The organism is Hydrogenovibrio sp., assembly GCF_965140365.1.
GTDB lineage: Bacteria > Pseudomonadota > Gammaproteobacteria > Thiomicrospirales > Thiomicrospiraceae > Hydrogenovibrio.
Genome location: NZ_OZ223196.1, coordinates 2350263 through 2368290 on the forward strand (window position 1 = coordinate 2350263; position 18028 = coordinate 2368290).

The 18028-nt window shown below is 50.9% G+C and carries 18 protein-coding genes; 13 read left to right on the forward strand and 5 right to left on the reverse strand.

Annotated elements, in window-relative coordinates; translation table 11 throughout:
• The first annotated feature begins 6 nt into the window (after positions 1 to 6).
• Positions 7 to 1473 (forward strand): cryptochrome/photolyase family protein, encoded by a 1467-nt coding sequence (locus AC0KH7_RS11105; protein ID WP_472373406.1) that lies wholly within the window; start codon positions 7 to 9, stop codon positions 1471 to 1473.
• A 32-nt stretch (positions 1474 to 1505) separates the two neighbouring features.
• Entirely contained in the window at positions 1506 to 2348 is an 843-nt protein-coding gene (locus AC0KH7_RS11110) for a MerR family transcriptional regulator (RefSeq protein WP_472373408.1), read from the forward strand.
• A 220-nt stretch (positions 2349 to 2568) separates the two neighbouring features.
• Here the strand turns inward: AC0KH7_RS11110 and AC0KH7_RS11115 are convergent, their stop codons facing one another.
• Positions 2569 to 3021, reverse strand: coding sequence for a PAS domain-containing protein (locus AC0KH7_RS11115; RefSeq protein ID WP_472373409.1), 453 nt, complete (start codon positions 3019 to 3021; stop codon positions 2569 to 2571).
• Between the two features lie 179 nt (positions 3022 to 3200).
• Here AC0KH7_RS11115 and AC0KH7_RS11120 point away from each other — a divergent pair, with 179 nt between their 5' ends.
• The 4 genes from AC0KH7_RS11120 to mtnN all read left to right on the forward strand — a co-directional run bounded on the left by AC0KH7_RS11120 (position 3201) and on the right by mtnN (position 6513).
• Positions 3201 to 4223 (forward strand): c-type cytochrome, encoded by a 1023-nt coding sequence (locus AC0KH7_RS11120; RefSeq protein ID WP_472373411.1) that lies wholly within the window; start codon positions 3201 to 3203, stop codon positions 4221 to 4223.
• A 98-nt stretch (positions 4224 to 4321) separates the two neighbouring features.
• Positions 4322 to 5206: a glucosaminidase domain-containing protein gene (locus AC0KH7_RS11125; RefSeq protein WP_472373413.1), complete on the forward strand. Its 885-nt coding sequence runs from the start codon at positions 4322 to 4324 to the stop codon at positions 5204 to 5206.
• 56 nt (positions 5207 to 5262) lie between these two features.
• Positions 5263 to 5784: an S-ribosylhomocysteine lyase gene (gene luxS / locus AC0KH7_RS11130; protein WP_472373415.1), complete on the forward strand. Its 522-nt coding sequence runs from the start codon at positions 5263 to 5265 to the stop codon at positions 5782 to 5784.
• Between the two features lie 18 nt (positions 5785 to 5802).
• Positions 5803 to 6513, forward strand: a complete 711-nt coding sequence (mtnN, locus tag AC0KH7_RS11135; RefSeq protein ID WP_472373417.1) for a 5'-methylthioadenosine/S-adenosylhomocysteine nucleosidase — start codon at positions 5803 to 5805, stop codon at positions 6511 to 6513.
• Between the two features lie 36 nt (positions 6514 to 6549).
• Here mtnN and AC0KH7_RS11140 read toward each other — a convergent pair whose 3' ends face one another.
• On the reverse strand, positions 6550 to 8058 hold the full coding sequence (locus AC0KH7_RS11140) for a putative bifunctional diguanylate cyclase/phosphodiesterase (protein WP_472373418.1): 1509 nt from the start codon (positions 8056 to 8058) through the stop codon (positions 6550 to 6552).
• A 160-nt stretch (positions 8059 to 8218) separates the two neighbouring features.
• Between AC0KH7_RS11140 and purT the strand changes: the two genes are divergently transcribed.
• From purT to rpoH, 3 genes are all read left to right on the forward strand, one after another.
• On the forward strand, positions 8219 to 9400 hold the full coding sequence (gene purT / locus AC0KH7_RS11145; RefSeq protein WP_472373420.1) for a formate-dependent phosphoribosylglycinamide formyltransferase: 1182 nt from the start codon (positions 8219 to 8221) through the stop codon (positions 9398 to 9400).
• A 479-nt stretch (positions 9401 to 9879) separates the two neighbouring features.
• A complete protein-coding gene (locus AC0KH7_RS11150; protein WP_472373422.1) occupies positions 9880 to 10314 on the forward strand; it encodes a flagellar export chaperone FliS in 435 nt (144 codons plus the stop codon).
• Between the two features lie 284 nt (positions 10315 to 10598).
• Positions 10599 to 11453 carry an RNA polymerase sigma factor RpoH gene (rpoH, locus tag AC0KH7_RS11155; RefSeq protein ID WP_472373424.1) on the forward strand — a complete coding sequence of 285 codons (855 nt, stop codon included), beginning with the start codon at positions 10599 to 10601 and terminating at the stop codon, positions 11451 to 11453.
• 88 nt (positions 11454 to 11541) lie between these two features.
• Here rpoH and AC0KH7_RS11160 read toward each other — a convergent pair whose 3' ends face one another.
• Genes AC0KH7_RS11160 through aroK form a run of 3 tightly spaced genes read right to left on the reverse strand, consistent with a single transcriptional unit; the run spans position 11542 to position 14117 of the window.
• On the reverse strand, positions 11542 to 12465 hold the full coding sequence (locus AC0KH7_RS11160) for a D-hexose-6-phosphate mutarotase (RefSeq protein WP_472373426.1): 924 nt from the start codon (positions 12463 to 12465) through the stop codon (positions 11542 to 11544).
• Between the two features lie 34 nt (positions 12466 to 12499).
• Positions 12500 to 13582: a 3-dehydroquinate synthase gene (gene aroB, locus AC0KH7_RS11165; protein WP_472373428.1), complete on the reverse strand. Its 1083-nt coding sequence runs from the start codon at positions 13580 to 13582 to the stop codon at positions 12500 to 12502.
• Positions 13583 to 13592: 10 nt separating this feature from the next.
• Complete coding sequence (aroK, locus tag AC0KH7_RS11170) at positions 13593 to 14117, reverse strand: shikimate kinase AroK (protein ID WP_472373430.1); 525 nt, start codon at positions 14115 to 14117, stop codon at positions 13593 to 13595.
• Positions 14118 to 14283: 166 nt separating this feature from the next.
• Between aroK and gmk the strand changes: the two genes are divergently transcribed.
• From gmk to kdsB, 4 genes are all read left to right on the forward strand, one after another.
• Positions 14284 to 14901 carry a guanylate kinase gene (gene gmk, locus AC0KH7_RS11175; protein WP_472373432.1) on the forward strand — a complete coding sequence of 206 codons (618 nt, stop codon included), beginning with the start codon at positions 14284 to 14286 and terminating at the stop codon, positions 14899 to 14901.
• 16 nt (positions 14902 to 14917) lie between these two features.
• Positions 14918 to 16102: a DegT/DnrJ/EryC1/StrS family aminotransferase gene (locus tag AC0KH7_RS11180; RefSeq protein ID WP_472373434.1), complete on the forward strand. Its 1185-nt coding sequence runs from the start codon at positions 14918 to 14920 to the stop codon at positions 16100 to 16102.
• 35 nt (positions 16103 to 16137) lie between these two features.
• Complete coding sequence (locus AC0KH7_RS11185; protein ID WP_472373436.1) at positions 16138 to 17211, forward strand: iron-containing alcohol dehydrogenase family protein; 1074 nt, start codon at positions 16138 to 16140, stop codon at positions 17209 to 17211.
• A gap of 66 nt (positions 17212 to 17277) precedes the next feature.
• Positions 17278 to 18024, forward strand: a complete 747-nt coding sequence (gene kdsB / locus AC0KH7_RS11190) for a 3-deoxy-manno-octulosonate cytidylyltransferase (RefSeq protein WP_472373437.1) — start codon at positions 17278 to 17280, stop codon at positions 18022 to 18024.
• Positions 18025 to 18028: the final 4 nt, after the last annotated feature.

The following is an 18028-nucleotide window of genomic DNA, read 5'->3' on the forward strand; positions in this document are numbered from 1 at the left end:
GCGCTTATGACAACATTGGTTTGGCTACAACGTGAATTGCGACTTCAACACAACCCCGCTTTGGAAACCGCCTTAGATGACGCGGCTCAGAGTGGTCATGCCGTCATCCTGGCCTATATTCACGACCCGAAACACACCGTCGGCGACGCCAATTCGGCTTGGTTAGCGGGCAGTTTGCTCGAACTGAAACACAACATCGAAACGCGGGGCGGCCGATTATGGTTAATCGAGGGCGATTTTGCCGAACGCCTTCAACAACTGATCGAAGCCCATGACATTGACCGCGTGCATTACACTTTTCAACTCGGCGAACCCTTTAAAAGCCTGCAAACACAGGCTTTGGAAATATGCGCCAAACAGAACGTCACCTTGCGCCCATTCAATACCGAAAACTGGCTGTCTTACGAAACCATTCACAACCAATCCGGCCACCCCTATAAAGTCTTTACGCCCTTTTACAACGCCTTGATGCAACGCCTCGGAGAAGTGGAACCTTTCGACGAAACGCCATTGGACTTCCATGCCACAGCGCGCATTGACTGTCCGCCGGAACACGACCGATTGCCGCAACATTTGTCGGCACTTCGCAATCAACCCTGGGCCCAAAAAGTGTTGACGCACTGGACCATCGGTGAAGAAGCGGCCTGGACCAAGCTGGACCATTTTATATTGCATCGTCTGGACGACTATGATCATGACCGAGACTTCCCGGCCCTACCGGCAACCAGCGAACTGTCGCCACATCTGCACTTCGGCGAAATTCACAGCCGTGCGATGCTACTCGCGTTGTCGCCCTTAAACCCGGCCAGCCCGAAAAACGCCCAGGCCTGGCTTCGACAACTCGCCTGGCGGGAATTTGCCCGGTCAATCCTCTGGCATTTCCCCGACACGGAAACCCAGCCTTTTCAACCCAAGTTTCAAGGCTTTTTCACCCCGTTATCGAAACAGGATGAAACGCACCAGCATTTCTACCAGGCCTGGTGCCGCGGTGAAACCGGCGTTCCCATGATTGACGCCGGGATGAAACAACTATGGGAAACCGGCTGGATGCATAACCGAGTGCGCATGTTAGTGGCCTCCTGGCTCACCAAAAACGCCGACATTGACTGGCGGGCCGGCGAACAATGGTTTCGCCACACGCTGGTGGACGCCGACCCCGCCAATAATGTGATGGGGTGGCAATGGGTAGCCGGTTGCGGCGTGGACGCGGCCCCTTATTACCGCCTGTTCAACCCGGTTCGTCAAAGTGAGAAATTCGACGCCAAAGGCCACTATCTCAAACGCTGGTTGCCCGAGCTGAAAAACCTACCCGAAAAAAGCGTGCATGCTCCTTGGGCATCCAAAACGGCGGCCGCACAAAACGACCTATGGTCGGAGGAGACGCTTCCAATCCTCGATTTGGATGCCAGCCGCCAACAGCATCTGGAGAAAGTCCAAGCGTTAAAACACCGTTCGCAAACGACTTTCAATTGACGCTTGTATAAGTTTTGCATAAGATACCGACTATGAATACGAAGACACCCGACGCCCGACTCGTTCCAATTCGAGAAGTGGCTAAAATCACCGGCTTAAACCCGATTACACTCCGCGCTTGGGAAAGGCGTTACGGTTTGATCGAACCGGTGCGCACCGAATCTGGCCACCGTCTTTACACCCCCGAACACATCGAGATGCTTCAAGAAGCCATCAAGCTCACGGAGCAAGGCATTCCCATCAGCCAAATCAAAGCCCTGCTCCCGGAGCCGAAAGCCTCACTGCCAGAGCGGGACGGCGAGATTGCCGCGCAGCTAAAGGCCACGGTGCAACAACAGGATTTGGACCGTCTGAATCAACAGCTCGACACTTTGTTGGCGGACTTTCCGGACGATTTTTGGATGGAAACGCTGATCAACACCCACCTGATGTTACGTGGCGAGGAAAGGCCGATTGTGATTTTTTGGGAAAGCGTCTTACTGCCGAGATTGTATTCACGTCTTTACCTGACGCAACGTCACCGTAAACGACGGAGCGGCACCCCGGTTTGGATACAGAATCTGGCCCCGCAGGAAGCGGTATTGAAAGCGCTGGTCGCGTTGCAACTGGAACAGGCCGGACGACGTCCGTTGTTATGTTCCTGGACACTTCAGCCCGATGAGTCGGCCGCCACGCAACTTGAAGCCAACCGTTGTGCCGACATCGCGGTGATTTCCGGTGCCAGCGCATCCAATTTGCAAAACGCCCAGGCCTGGCAAAAATGGGCGGAAGCCCACCCTGACTTGAGCCTACAATGGTTTAGCCTGCCCGGTTCAGAGGCCCCGAACGAAACGCCGAACGTTCACGTGACCTACCTCAACACTGACGCACATTGAAATGTATTTTTAAAATGTGTTTAAAATGCGATGTATTTCGCTGACTTCGTTTATTTGAGAGCTTTGCACGAGTGGGGCACGAGGAAAAAATGAGATAAAATTTTTCTGAATTAGGCGGAAAACGAAGCTAATAGCTAGCTATTAACGAGTTTTTCAACGACATTCCGGAAGATTTTAGCCATTTTTAGCCGTGTATCCATCTCATGCAAAGCTCTCATTTCTATTTGGTCTGAAGCTGCGCTTCCAATTCGGCGATGCGAGCCTGCGCGGCTTCCAGCGACTGTTTCAGCTCCACGATTTCGGTCACATCTTTTTGAATACCGATGTAATAGGTTAACCCATCGGTTTTGTCATAAAACGGCGTGACACTCAACTCATTCCAAAACGGCGTGCCGTCCTTACGGTAATTTTTCAGAATCGTGCGCACCGGCACACTTTCGTCAATGGCCTGACGAATGTGTTGCACCGGTGCTTGCTCGGTGTCGTCACCTTGCAGGAATCGACAATCCTGATACAGAATTTCATCCGAGGTGTATCCCGTCAATTTTTCAAACGCCGGGTTCACATAAATCAAAACCGTGTCCTGGTCTTCCTTTTCCGCGATGACGATTCCGTCCTGAGCATTTTCCACCAACTCTAAAAGCGTTTCATAACGCAACTTCGTATCTTTCATTCCATCACCGTTTATCAGAGATCACTGATGCCATTCTACCCAAAAAACCTCACCGCCGACACCACTGCGAAATTTTTTACCTTGACTTGCCTCCCAAAACCCTTAGCCTTTCAAACGATAGGTTTATTTTAAGGAACTTCTGTCGGATTAGGTCAGAAATTCCCAAAGAGGAGAGAGACATGAAAACAGCCCTTACGCTCATCGCGGCGGTCACCTTTTCCGGTTCACTGTTCGCGATGGACATCAGCCCTTATAAAGTAGGCGAAAAACTCAATGCCAAGCAGGCCAAGGAAATGGAAAAGCGCTTTAAAGCGCGCCAGGTACAAGACTGGCAAGCCCCCAAAGCGGCTGACATTGACAAAGAACCCAATGCCAAAGAAATTCGTTATGGCATGAAACTGCTCGATAAAACCGTGGAAACCATTGGTCCGAAAGTGGCGAATCCGAATCTGCGCTATTCCGGCAACTCTCTGAATTGCACCAGCTGCCACATAAAAGGTTCCGACGGCCTGCCCGGCACCATACCATTCGGCATTCCGTTCGTGAACGTGATGAACGACTATCCGAATTTCCGTAAACGCAGCATGACTATCGGTTCGCCAGAAGACCGAGTCAACGGCTGTATGACACGTAGCCAAGGTGGCGGCAAGGCGATGCCGAACGATTCCACGGAAATGAAAGCCATCATTGCCTATTTCACTTGGCTGGCCAAAGGCACCAACCCGAATGACGCCATGCAATACACGGGCTTACCCAACGTCGACATGCCAAATCGAGCCGCCGACCCCAAAGCCGGAAAAGCGTTATACACGGAACACTGTGTCGCCTGTCACCAAGCGGATGGCAAAGGGCTGAAAACCGCCACTTACGCCAAAGACGGCAGCTACACCTTTCCGCCATTGGCCGGTGCCGACTCCTTTAATAACGGTGCGGGCATGAGCCGCATCATGACCGCCACCAAATTTATTCACGCCAATATGCCATTGGGGGCGACTTACAAATCGCCGGTATTGACCGTGGCGCAAGCCTATGACATCGCCGCTTATGTGGAATCGCTACCGCGTTCGACCCACCCGGATCGCGCCAAGGATTTCCCGAATCCGGATTTCCGCCCGGCGGATTACCCGGTACCGGCTTACTTCAAAGGCGATAAAGCCGCACTGGAAAAAGCCAAATACGGCCCTTTTGACAGCAAAAAATAACCGTTAAATAAACGGCCCGAAATTCGTCGGGCCATATCTTCAATCGCGGTTTTCTTTTATAATGTCAGTTTTCAACCACATTTAAGGAGCCGCTTTTCATGCCCCGCACCTTCGGACTTGTTCCACTTTTCTTCATTACTTTCGGTCTACTCATCAGCGGCTGTTCAGAATCCGACACATCGGCCCCAACAGCATCGACAGCCGACACGCCACAAACCCCGACACCGACAACCGCCGAACAACCAGAAGCCAAACACGAAAAGCAAGAAAACCAAATTGCACCGCCCACCCCGGCGAAAGTGGACGTCAAACAGCAAGCCCTGCCGGCGATTCCAAAGTTTGCCGATTTCCCGGCCGGCCCGCCCCGCAAACAAGCCTTCTTTGACTTTATGACCCCGCTGGTTCACCGCGCCAATGACGCGGTGCTGGAAAAACGCCATCGCCTGCAATCCATCATTCTCAAAAACGACCCCAGCCAAAACGACCAGGCCTGGCTGAAATCACAAGCCGATTTTTACGGTATGGATTCCTTTGACTTCAACCAAGCCGCTGACCGCACCGCCCTGCTGAAGCGAATGGACAAAGTACCTACCGCACTGGCCTTAGCACAGGGTGCCAACGAAAGTGCCTGGGGGACCTCACGCTTTGCTCGCCAAGGCAACAATTACTTTGGCCAATGGTGCTTTACCGAGGGATGCGGCCTGATTCCAAAACAACGCTCCAAAGGGGCCATTCACGAAGTACGCACCTTCAAGCATCCGTACGATTCCGTGGTCAGTTACATTCACAATTTGAACAGCCACAACACCTATGCCGAATTGCGAAACATCCGCGCACAGGCTCGTACAGCAAACAAACCGTTAACGGGCTTGGAGATGGCCGAAGGGCTGGTGAATTATTCCGCCCGAAAACACCAATATGTCAAAGAATTACAAAGTATGATTCGTTACAATAAGCTCACGCAATACAATCAAAAACCTTAATAATTTTAAGGTGTTAAGCGCAGATTACTTAACACAAAACACGAAAGGACACCCTTATGCCACTACTCGACAGTTTTACCGTTGACCATAAAATCATGAAAGCCCCGGCGGTTCGCGTCGCCAAAACCATGACAACCCCAGGCGGCGACACCATTACCGTATTTGACTTGCGCTTCAACAAGCCGAATGTCGATATGATGGGCGAAAAAGGCATCCACACTCTGGAACACCTGTTCGCCGGCTTCATCCGTGCACACCTCAATGCCGACGACGTTGAAATCATCGACGTATCGCCAATGGGTTGCCGTACCGGTTTTTACATGAGCTTGATTGGCACGCCGGATGAACAACGCGTCGCCGATGCGTGGTTGAAAGCCATGCAAGACGTCTTGAACGTCCAAAAAATGGAAGACATTCCGGAACTGAACGAATACCAATGCGGCACTTACAAAATGCATTCACTGGACGAGGCCAAAGCCATCGCCCAAAACATTATTGATCACGGCATCGGCGTCAATAAAAACGATGAACTGGCGATGGATGCGGATACATTGCGCAAGTTGGGCAACGAAGTTTAAACAAGGAAACCTATTGAAATGAAAGTCGCCATTATCGGAGCCATGGAAGAAGAAGTGGCCTTGTTGCGCAACCAGATTCAAAACCTCGCCACCGAAATCCACGGAGGGTTTGAATACTATCTGGGTCAAATCAACGGTTTGGAGGTGGTACTGTTGCGCTCCGGCATCGGCAAAGTCAATGCCGCCATCGGCACCGCTTTATTGATTAAGCTGTACGCGCCGGATTATGTCATCAACACCGGCTCGGCCGGCGGTTTCCACTCCGATCTTGAGGTGGGCGATATTGTCATCAGCGCGGCCGTCACCCATCACGATGTGGATGTGACGCCTTTCGGCTATGCCCGCGGTCAGGTGCCGGGCCATCCCGAGAACTACACCGCCGACTCAGGCCTGGTGGAAATTGCCAAAAACAGCATTGATGCCTTACAGGAAGTCAGCCATATGCATGGTTTGATTGCCACCGGTGACCGCTTTATGCACTTGCCGGACGATGTGGAAACCACCCGAAACAATTTTCCGGAAATGATTGCCTGCGAAATGGAAGCCGCCGCCGTGGCACAAACCTGCCATGCTTTTGACGTGCCATTTGTCATTATCCGTTCGCTATCCGATATTGCCGGCAAGGAAAATGCCGTGACGTTTGAACAGTATCTGGAGAAAGCCGCCACGCATTCGGCTCGCTTGATTTTGGAGATGTTAAAGGAATTAAAAACCCAAGCCGCCGCTTAAGACGTTTATAAGGCGTTTAAAAGATGCCGAAGCGGCTTACGTTAACAGCTGCTCAAACTCTTTCGAATCAATCGGTTGCGTCCAATAAGGCCCTTGCCCGAGTGAGCAACCCCATTCTTTTAAGGCCATGGCCTCCGGTTCGTCATCCAAACCGGTGGCAATCATACAGGCATCCAAGCCTTTTCCCATCTGAATCAAGGCTTGAACCCATTTTTGACCCGCCGCCGAAGCCATTTGCGCTTTTAACCAGGCCTGGTCGAATTTGAACTCTTGAACATTCAGGCCGGACAGAACCGGCAAGTTCAAAGGCATCGCGCCCAAACCGGTTAACGTCATTTGAAAACCGGCTTCGGACAAGTCTTGCAATTTTTCCACGAGTTGACCGTCAAATTGATCGAACTTTTCCATGGCAAAAGCCAACTGTAACTGGTTGGCCGTAATGCCGTAGCGCACCAACCGCTGCAACAACATTGTCAAAAAATCGTCTTTCTGCCACAAAGCGTCCATCACCGGCACGGTGACCACCAACTCGGCATCGCATTTCGACCATTGGTTTAAATAAAAGCACGCCGTATCCAGCAACCACATTCCCAGAATTTCTTCATCACCGCTGTTTTTCAATAATGTCTGCCAAGCCTCATAAGGCTCGCGAGAACCGTCTTCTTTTACCCATTCCAGCGTCATATAACCGCCGACAATGCGGCTTTGTTTTAAATCAATCTGCGGTTCAACATACGCCTGAAACTGCGATTTTTGGATGGCTTCATCAAACACCTGTTGTTGCTCATGAAGTTTTGCCGGCACTTCGAATTTAACATCGTCATAAAAGCGAAAGGTTTTTTTGCCTTTCGACTTCGCGACATACAGGGCTTCATCGGCCTGCTCAATTAATTCGGACGACAGCTTCGAATCCTGCGGAAATTGCGACACGCCAATGCTGGTTGATGTCAGCACTTCCACGCCATCAAACCAATAAGGACGGGAAATTTCGGTCACGATACGATTACAAATAATCTCAATCTCATCACGCGACTCGACATCCGACAACAAGATAACAAACTCATCACCGCCTAAACGACTGACGATATCGCCATCGCGCACCGAGGCCACCAAACGGCCACTGACATAACGCAACAGTTCATCGCCAACATGGTGGCCCAGCGTGTCATTCACTTGCTTAAAACCGTCCAGGTCGAGAAACAAAAGTGAAAAGATGGTGTCTTTTTCAGTCGCGCCCTGAACCAATTTATCCAGGATGTCGTGAAAATAGCTGCGGTTTGGTAGATGCGTCAAGGAATCGTAATTCGCTTTACGGTACAGATCCGCCGTACGATGACTCACTTCGGATTCAATTAAATACGCCACGTCCACCGAATCCGAAAAACGGGTCTGGAGCTCCCCCAACAGCCGATGAACATTGGCTCGGTCATCGCGTGATTCCGTCTCCGACAGAGCGGGGTCAAAGGCCACTTTTTTGCTACGACGCTCTTCCTGCAACTGCTCTAGGCGTGGTTCTTGAATCAAATTGTGTGCTAACTGAGTCATAATCACTTTACCCTTGTTTCCACATCATCGGCCGTGCGCTTAAGTTCATTTTGTTTTTAGCGGGACACGAAATCTTCTATAATTGGCGCTCAACTTTCTGTTTTAGCGGCCGATACGTAACGCTATTTTTCGTTAACTTCTCATAAGCAAAGGGGATGCCATGTTAAAAATTGGGACACCATTTTCACCGACTGCCACCAAAATATTACTGTGCGGTTCGGGTGAACTCGGCAAAGAAGTCGCCATAGAAGCACAGCGCCTTGGCTTGGAAGTTATCGCTCTGGATCGTTATGAAAACGCCCCGGCTATGCAGGTTGCAGACCGCCACTACACCTTGAGCATGCTGGATGGCGACGCCCTGCGTACAATTATCGAAACGGAAAAACCAGATTACATCGTGCCGGAAATTGAAGCCATTGCCACCGATACGTTGGCGGAACTCGAAGCGGAAGGCTACAACGTCGTCCCCACCGCCAAAGCCACTCAATTAACCATGAACCGTGAAGGCATTCGCCGCTTGGCCGCGGAAACACTTTCCTTACCGACCAGCCCTTACGCCTTTGCCGACAACGAAACGGACTTTTTTGCCGCCGTGGAACGCATTGGTATGCCATGCGTGGTCAAGCCCATTATGAGTTCGTCCGGTAAAGGTCAAAGCGTCATCAAAACCCCCGACGACATTGAGCCCGCCTGGCAATACGCTCAAGAAGGCGGCCGTGCCGGTAAAGGCAAAGTCATTGTTGAAGGGTTTGTTGATTTCGATTATGAAATCACCTTACTGACCATTCGTCATAAAAATGGCACTGCATTCTGTGCGCCAATCGGGCATCATCAAGAAGATGGTGATTACCGCCAATCCTGGCAACCGCACCCGATGTCGGACACCGCCATTGCCAAGGCCGAAACCATTGCCACCCAAATCACTGACGCCTTGGGCGGCTTGGGACTGTTTGGCGTGGAGCTGTTTATCAAAGGCGATGACGTCATTTTCAGCGAAGTTTCCCCTCGCCCACACGACACCGGCCTGGTGACGTTAATTTCTCAGGATATTTCCGAATTCGCTTTACACGTCCGTGCCATTCTCGGTCTGCCGATTCCAAATATCGCTCAGCACGGTCCATCGGCCTCCAGCGTTATTTTGCCGACCGGCCAGTCCACCCAAACAGCCTTTTCCGGGCTGGAAAAGGCCTTGGCGGAACCGGATACCCAACTGCGCCTGTTCGGCAAACCGGAAATTGCCGGTCGCCGACGCATGGGCGTCGCCCTCGCGCGAGGCGAAAATATCGAAGATGCGATCGAAAAAGCCAAACGGGCGGCATCGGCCGTTGAAGTCCACTTTTAACCTTGGCGTTTTTTACGATTCCCTAAAACCGACCCCCATAACACCACTTGAACAGGCGGATGCCCCATCCCCTGTTCCCGTCTTATCGTCTAACTGCCATTTTTTTGGCAATCGCTTTTCCCCCTTCCCTTTTCACCCTATTCCACCCAGGCCTGGTCAGTTTTAATACACACATAAAACATTATATTTCAATAACTTAAATACTATTTTTGTTTTATGGCACAGTCTCTGCTCAAGAATCCACAACACATTCGCTCAAAACAACAACACCCTAAGAGAGCTTTGCATGAGTGGGGAGCGATAGAAAAATGAGATAAAATTTTTTTGAATTAGGCGGTAAACGCAGCGAATAGCTGGCTATTCGCCATTTTTTCAACGACATTCAGGGAAATTTTAGCCATTTTTATCCGTGCATCCATCTCGTGCAAAGCTCTCCCTAAGAACGAATGCTTGATTCATTTGCACACAGGAGTTGAACCATGACAATGAAACAAACCATGGCTACGGAAGTAAAAGCCCCGATTCTTCAAGAATACAACCAAAACCCGGATGCGGAAGCGCAACTGGCCGATAACCCAAGCAAAACGATTCTGTTACTGCTACAAGGCGTCGTCGACAAAGGCAACTTGGCAAAAGTCTGCCACCAAAGCAATGCCCTGGTTGAAAAAGGATTCCACCTTGGCCGCATGACCACAATTTTAGACGCGCTTCGTGACCGCCTGAACCTGACACAAGACAGCTCACTGGCATTTGATCTGGACGAACTGTATCGTTATGCCGACAAAGCAATCCAGGAAGCCGTTTTCGAAAAAGACACCTTCTATCTGGACAGCGCGGTCGAAATCCTGACCGAGGTTCGTGATGCTTGGTTGGAAATGATGCAACAGTCCGGCCAAGTATCGGCAGACGCATAACCTTTTCCACCCAATTCTAACGGCCGAAAATACCTTTTTCGGCCGTTTTCTGGGCTTTTTTCGTCCTTAGCAACCCTCCTCACACTCTCGCCCAACAACACCTCTCCAATAAAAACAATCAACGTTAACAACATTCTTTAACCAATTGTTTTTATAAAAATTTCAACCTCAATACTTTTTAACCATTTTCGTCATAAAACATTAGCACTCTATTGACTTGACTGCTAAAAAAAGTGTAGTATGATGGCATTAATGATGAAACCGAATACAAAAGGAGAAAGCGCATGACAAATCAATTGATTCCGTTCACAAATAGCCTTACTCCTGGCCAGAACATTGAAAGCTATTTGAAAACCGTTCAAATCATGCCGCAACTGTCAGCCGAGGAAGAAAAAGCACTCGCGGAAAAGCTGTATTACCAAAAAGACTTGGAGGCCGCACGCCAGCTGATTCTGTCCTCCCTACGTTACGTGGTGCCAATTGCCCGCTCCTATCGAGGCTACGGCTTACCGCTGGGCGACATTATCCAGGAAGGCAACATCGGCTTGATGAAAGCGGTGAAACGTTTTAATCCGGCTGAAAATGTCCGTTTGATGACGTTTGCCGTACACTGGGTGCGCGCCGAAATCAACGAATACGTGATTCGCAATTGGCGCATTGTCAAAACCGCCACCACCAAAGCACAGCGTAAATTGTTCTTTAAACTGCGCAGCACGAAAAAATCTTTGGAATGGTTCGGCGACAAAGATGCCGACGCCGTGGCCGAAGAACTGGGCGTGACCCGAAAAGATGTTCTGGAAATGGAAACGCGTTTGTACGGGCAGGATATGTCGGTCGACTTGCCGTCCGACGATGATGAATCACCGTCCAAAAGCTACCCCGTTCTCATCAGCCCGGAACTGGACCCGGAAACGCAGTTGGTGAACGATTCACAAGCCGACTATGAGTTGGGTCAGATGAAACAAGCTCTGTTGAGTCTGGACGAGCGTAGCCGCGATATCTTACAACAACGCTGGTTAAGCGAAAGCAAAACCGGCCTAAAAGAATTGTCGGAAAAATACGGCGTGTCCATGGAACGTATTCGCCAAATCGAACAACAGGCAATGAAAAAATTGCGTTCCAATATGGTCTTCGGCTGAGATTTCACCGCAAACCCACAAACTAAAACGGCGCTTTTCAGCGCCGTTTTAGTTTCCGTCCGTTATCAATCGATTCACTATCAACCACTTAACTCGACTCGGCCGAATACGCCTGTTCCGTCAACATCATGCGCAAGGTGTGTTCGGAACCGGGAGCCACGGTCACGGCATTCTGCAGCACATTACCGGCTTCCACACACAGCATTTTCGGCCAGGCCTGGTCATTCATGTCGGCAAAGCCTTTAATGATTTGCGGCCCCGGGTTCCACACCACCGACGACACGGCCGATTTCTTTTCAATACGAACACAACGCTCATAGCCCGCATCCCGAATCACCACCGGCTCCGTTTGATCAATAAAAACCGAATCAATCGGCGGCTGAATTTTAAGCGGGGTGGTTTGGAAATAGCTTTCGGCGTAGGTCAGTTTGTCAAAACATTCACTGCCTTGTAACCCATCGACAACCACATCCGGTGCATTCGACACCGAAAAATAAGTATGCAACGCTTCGGTAATCGCCACGGGTTGATCGCTCAAGTTACGCATCGTCAACGCCAATTCCAGAGACTTTCCAATAGTGACCGTCAATTGCAGTTCAAAAGCGTGCGGCCATATGGCCAAGGTATCGGGCGACGACGCCGTGGTCAGCACCAGTTCGGTTTGTGTCGGCGACACAGCGGAAACCGAGGTCAACTCCCAAACCTGATTGCGCACAAACCCGTGGGCCGGTAGCCCTGATTTCTCCGCCTGACCAAACCACGGCCAGCACACTGGAATGCCGCCACGAACCGGCTTTTCACCACTGTAAACCGCGGATTCCGACACCCACAGCCAATCTTGCCGGGAGGTCGTTTCCGACAAGGGCGTGAAGCTCAGCACACTCGCACCGTGCGTGGTCAGCAATGCTTTTGCGGCGGCATGAGTGACTTCAACCATCACCAAGCCGTCCTGACGGTAAAAACGCACGCCTTCCACCGAAAATGTTTGTTGCAATGCTTCGACACTCTGCATGGTCACTCCTTAAGGCCGCTAGGGAAGCCCTGACTCAACGATACTCGGTCAAGGTTCTTTCCAAAAGTGCAGGCGAATAGTCACCGGTGACATACGCTTGCCCAATGGCTTTCAGCAACACCAAACGAATCTTGCCGGCCTGGACTTTTTTATCCCCGGCCATCAATGCCAAAAAGCGTTCATTGGGCATGTCATCGGTGGACGGCGGCAACACCGGCAAACGCGCGGCACTTAAAATCGCCGCGGCGCGATCCTGATCGGCCTGGGTCAAATCGCCCATCAACTTGGACAGGTAAATCGCCTGCATCATCCCGGCACTGACCCCCTCACCGTGCAACCAGACACCGTAGCCCATCCCGGCTTCAATCGCATGGCCGAACGTATGGCCCAAATTGAACAAGGCCCGCAATCCGGCCTCTTTTTCATCCTTGGCGACAATGTCCGCTTTATTCTGACAGGAGCGTTCGATGGCTTCCGCCAATACTTCCGCTTTGCGGTCCAGCAGGCCTGGTAGGTTTTGCTCCAACCACTCAAAAAACGGATAATCGACAATCAGGCCGTATTTAATGACTTCCGCCAGGCCGGCCGACAATTCGCGGTCAGGCAAAGTATTCAAAGTATCAGTGTCGATGACCACACACTCGGGCTGATGGAAAGCGCCGATCATGTTTTTGCCCTGCGGGTGGTTCACCCCGGTTTTGCCACCGACCGAAGAATCCACCTGAGACAGCAAGGTGGTCGGCATTTGAATAAAGTTCACGCCGCGCTGATAGGCCGCTGCGGCAAACCCCGTCATATCGCCGATGACCCCGCCGCCCAGAGCGACAAAGGTACATTTCCGGTCGAAATGATGTTCAATGGCCACATCGAAAATACGGTTCAGAATCTCCAGATTTTTATACTGCTCACCATCCGGTAACACCACCGTCTGCACATCGTAATCGGAAAAAGTCTGTTTGACCCGCTCCAAATACAGTGGTGCCACCGTGGTGTTGGAGACAATCAGCACTTGCGTACCGGTCACATAGGGTTGAATCAATTCCGGCTGGTCAATCAAACCTTGACCAATAAAAATAGGGTAACTGCGATCCCCTAAATCGACTGTGAGTGTTTTCAATTTATAATCCTTAAATCACTTGCTGTTGCTGAAGGCGGTCAACAATCTGTTTTACGACACGATGCACCGATACCTGCTCGGTTTCAATCACCAAATCAGCCACTTCTTCATAGAGCGGCCCCCGCTCAGCAATCACTTTACGCAACACCGCTTTCGGGTCTTCTGTCTGCAATAACGGCCGGTTGCGATCATGTCGTGTGCGCTGCACCAGCGCCTCCACCGACGATTTTAAATACACTACGAACCCGCGTGTCCGAAGACATTTACGGTTCTCCTGCATCAGCACGGCACCGCCGCCGGTCGCCAATACGATTTCCGGGCGCCCCGTCAACTCGTCAATGACGCCGGCCTCTCGCGCCCGAAAACCGGCCTCACCTTCGATATCGAAAATCATCGGAATAGTGGCGCCGGTTTTCGCTTCGATTTCATGGTCGCTATCAACGAATTCATAACGGAGTTTTTCCGCCAGAAAACGGCCGACTGTCGACTTGCCCGCACCCATCGGACCTACTAAAAAAATACTTTTATTTTGCATATTTCTTATTGTAGCCTAATCGCAACAAATTTAGGTAAACTCTGTTAAAATGTCGTGTCTAAAATAAGCGATGCTGCCAATACGCTTACCGAATCAAGCGCCTTATCCGTCCAGCATCCTTTTCAGAACGATTGCAACAGACAAGACGCTAAGGGATCAAACACTTATGGCTGGCACGCTTTTTATTATCTCCGCACCGTCCGGTGCCGGGAAAACGTCATTGGTAAGCAAGCTAATCGAACGAGATAGCCGCATCCAAGCCTCCATTTCCAGCACCACCCGGCCGATCCGCCCAGGCGAGGAAGACGGCGTTAACTATCATTTTCTGACCTTAGAAGCCTTTCAGCAAAAAACCCAAGACGGTGATTTTCTGGAACATGCCAAGGTGTTCGACAACTATTACGGCACTTCCAAAAGCGCGGTTGAATCCACCCTGGCCGCTGAAAAAGACGTGATTTTGGAAATCGACTGGCAAGGTGCTCAGCAAGTGCGTGAATTGATCCCGGACGCCATCAGCATTTTCATTTTGCCGCCCAGCTTAAAAGAACTGGAACGCCGTTTGACCGGGCGGGGAACCGACAGCCAGGACGTCATTCAACGCCGGATGGACGATGCCGTCAGCGAAATGCAACACTTTGACGAATTCGATTATCTGGTGATCAATAACAATTTTGATATTGCCCTCAACGAATTACACAGCATTTTCATGGCCAACCGCCAGCGTTTGAAGCGACAATATGCGGAACACGCCAATATGATTAACGAACTGACCCAACAAAACTAACCAAAGGACCCGAACGATGCCCGGTTTTGAAATTTTTGATGATGCCGAGAAACAACAGATTAACGAAGTCATGGAGAAAGGATTTACCTTTCGTTACAACTTCGACGGCATGCGAAATGATGTCTGGAAAGCCCGTGAATTGGAAGGCTTGATTTGCGACACTTTGAAAGTCAAGCACGCCCACCTGGTGTCCAGCGGCACTAATGCGCTGTCGACCGCATTGGCTTCAGCCGGCATCGGTGCCGGAGACGAAGTCATTGTACCGCCGTTCACGTTTGTGGCTTCGGTAGAAGCCATTGTGCTGGCAGGCGCCATCCCGGTGTTTGCGGAAATCGACGAAACGCTGACCTTGTCGCCGGAAGGCATCGAAGCGGTCATCACACCGAAAACCAAAGCGGTGAATTTCGTGCACATGTGCGGCTCCATGGGACACATGGACGAGATTAAGGCCATCTGCGACAAACACAATCTGATTTTGCTGGAAGATGCCTGCCAAGCCACCGGCGGCACCTATAAAGGCCAGGCGCTGGGCACTATCGGCCAGGTCGGTGCCCTGTCCTTTGACTCGGTGAAAACCATCTCCTGCGGTGAAGGCGGTGCCATCCTGACCAATGACGACACCATTTACAATCATGCACACCAATATTCGGATCATGGTCATGACCACATCGGTACAGACCGCGGCGCGGAAACGCACCCGATCATGGGCACGAATTACCGCATCTCAGAGATGAATGCCGCCATCGGAGTGGCGCAATGGAAAAAGCTGGACCGCATTCTTGACATCCAGCGCAAAAACAAACAAGCTTTAAAAAGCGCTTTGTCACAATACGACGAAGTTTCGTTCCGGGTGATCCCGGACGAAGCCGGTGACAATGCAGGATTCTTAAGCATCATCCTGCCATCGGAAGCACGCACACGCGACGTGGTCAAAGCCTTAGGCGAAGCCGGCGTACCGGGCGTGTTTTACTGGTATGCCAACAACTGGCATTACTTCAAGAACTGGGACCACATCCAAAACATGACGGGGCCAGCCAAACTGCCGATTGAACTAATCGCAGACCGCCCCGACTACACCCAGGTCTCGACGCCAAAATCGGACGACATCATGAGCCGGACATTTTCCATGCTGATCAACCTGTCTTGGTCGGATGAAGACATCCAGATGCGCATTGATGCCTTTGCCAAAGTCTTTAAATAAACGCTTAAACACGAATTATTAACAGGAATAGCCCAATGAAACATCGTAACTTTAAAACCGTGCCTAGAATGATCTTCGGACGCGGTTCTTTCGACCAATTGGATGACGTTTTAATGGAAGAACGCCAAAATGCCGACGACTATGTGGTTTTTTTGGTGGACGAAGTCCATCAAGACAAGCCGCTTAAAGACCGTATCCCGAATCAGTCACACGATTTGGTGATCTGGCTGGACGTCACCGACGAGCCGAAAACCACTTATGTCGATGCACTGACGGAACAAGTTCAGGCCTTCGGCAACGGTAAAAACCCGGTCAGCGTCGTCGGGATCGGCGGCGGTTCCTCCATGGACATCGCTAAAGCCGTGGCTCTGCTACTGACAAACCCGGGCGGAGCCGTGAAATACCAAGGGTGGGATTTGATTCAAAACCCAGCGATTCACCACATCGGCATTCCAACCATTTCCGGTACCGGTGCCGAAGCGTCTCGTACCACGGTTTTGACCGGGCCTGATAAAAAGCTGGGCATGAACTCCGACTACACCGTCTTTGACCAAATCATTATGGACCCGGACTTGGTGGCCGGCGTTCCGAAAGACCAGTGGTTCTACACCGGCATGGATTGCTACATCCACAATGTCGAGGCCTTGAACGGCACTTACATCAATGAATTCGCCCGCGCCTTCGGTGAAAAATCGTCCGACCTGTGCGATGAAGTCTTCCTAAACGACCACCCAGAAGCCGACGAAAAACTGATGATGGCCTCTTACATGGGCGGCCAATCCATTGCTTACAGTCAAGTAGGCGCCTGTCACGCCCTATCTTACGGCTTGGCGTATGTATTGGGTTATCACCACGGCATCGGTAACTGCATCGTTTTCAATGTATTGGACGATTTCTATCCGGAAGGCGTGAAAAAATTCCGTCAAATGATGGACAAACACAACATCCACTTACCAACCGGTATTTGCCAGGATCTCTCCGAGGAACAAATGGACAAAATGATTCAAGTGGCTTCCGGCTTGGCACCACTTTGGGACAACGTCTATGGACCAAACTGGAAAGAAAAAGTCACACCGGAACTATTACGTTCTCTTTACCTGAAAATGTAATCGCTCAACATTCGCCGAACAGGCCCCTCAAACTCGAGCGGGCCGATTCAAGGACCCGAATTTTCTATGAAAACCTATGTTTTTATTCCCGCACGCTACGGCTCATCTCGCCTACCGGGCAAACCCCTAAAACCCATTAACGGCCAACCCATGATCCAACATGTTTTCGAGCGCATTTCGAAGGCACGCGGTATCGAAGCGGTGTATGTGGCCACGGATGATGAACGCATCAAAACGGTTGTAGAAGGGTTTGGCGGACAGGTCGTCATGACCCCGCCGGAAGCCGAATCCGGCACGGACCGTATCGCTCAGGCCGCCAAAGAGGTCGGATTAAACGATGACGACTTGATCGTCAATGTACAAGGCGACCAACCCTTGGTCAACCAAGGCTCGATTGAAGCGGTCATTGCACCGTTCAAGGCCGAGGACTATGACGGTTCGTTTGAAATGAGCACCTTGTCTTTCAAGATTGTCAACGAAGCCGAAATCACCAGCCCAAAAGATGTGAAAATTGTCACCGACGTCAATGATTTTGCATTGTATTTCTCTCGGGCGACCATCCCGCACGGTCGCGACTATTGGGATCACGACTCCTTCAAACACTTGGGCGTTTACGCTTACACCAAACGGTTTGTCGACACCTTTAACGCCTTGCCGATGGGACGTTTGGAGGACATCGAAAAGTTGGAGCAATTACGCGCACTGGAATTCGGCCATAAAATCAAAGTGGTCGAAAGCCAATGGGATTCGCCCGAAGTGGACTTGCCGGGGGACATCGAAATCATGGAAGCTCTGCTCAACGCCGGCCACTAAAGCC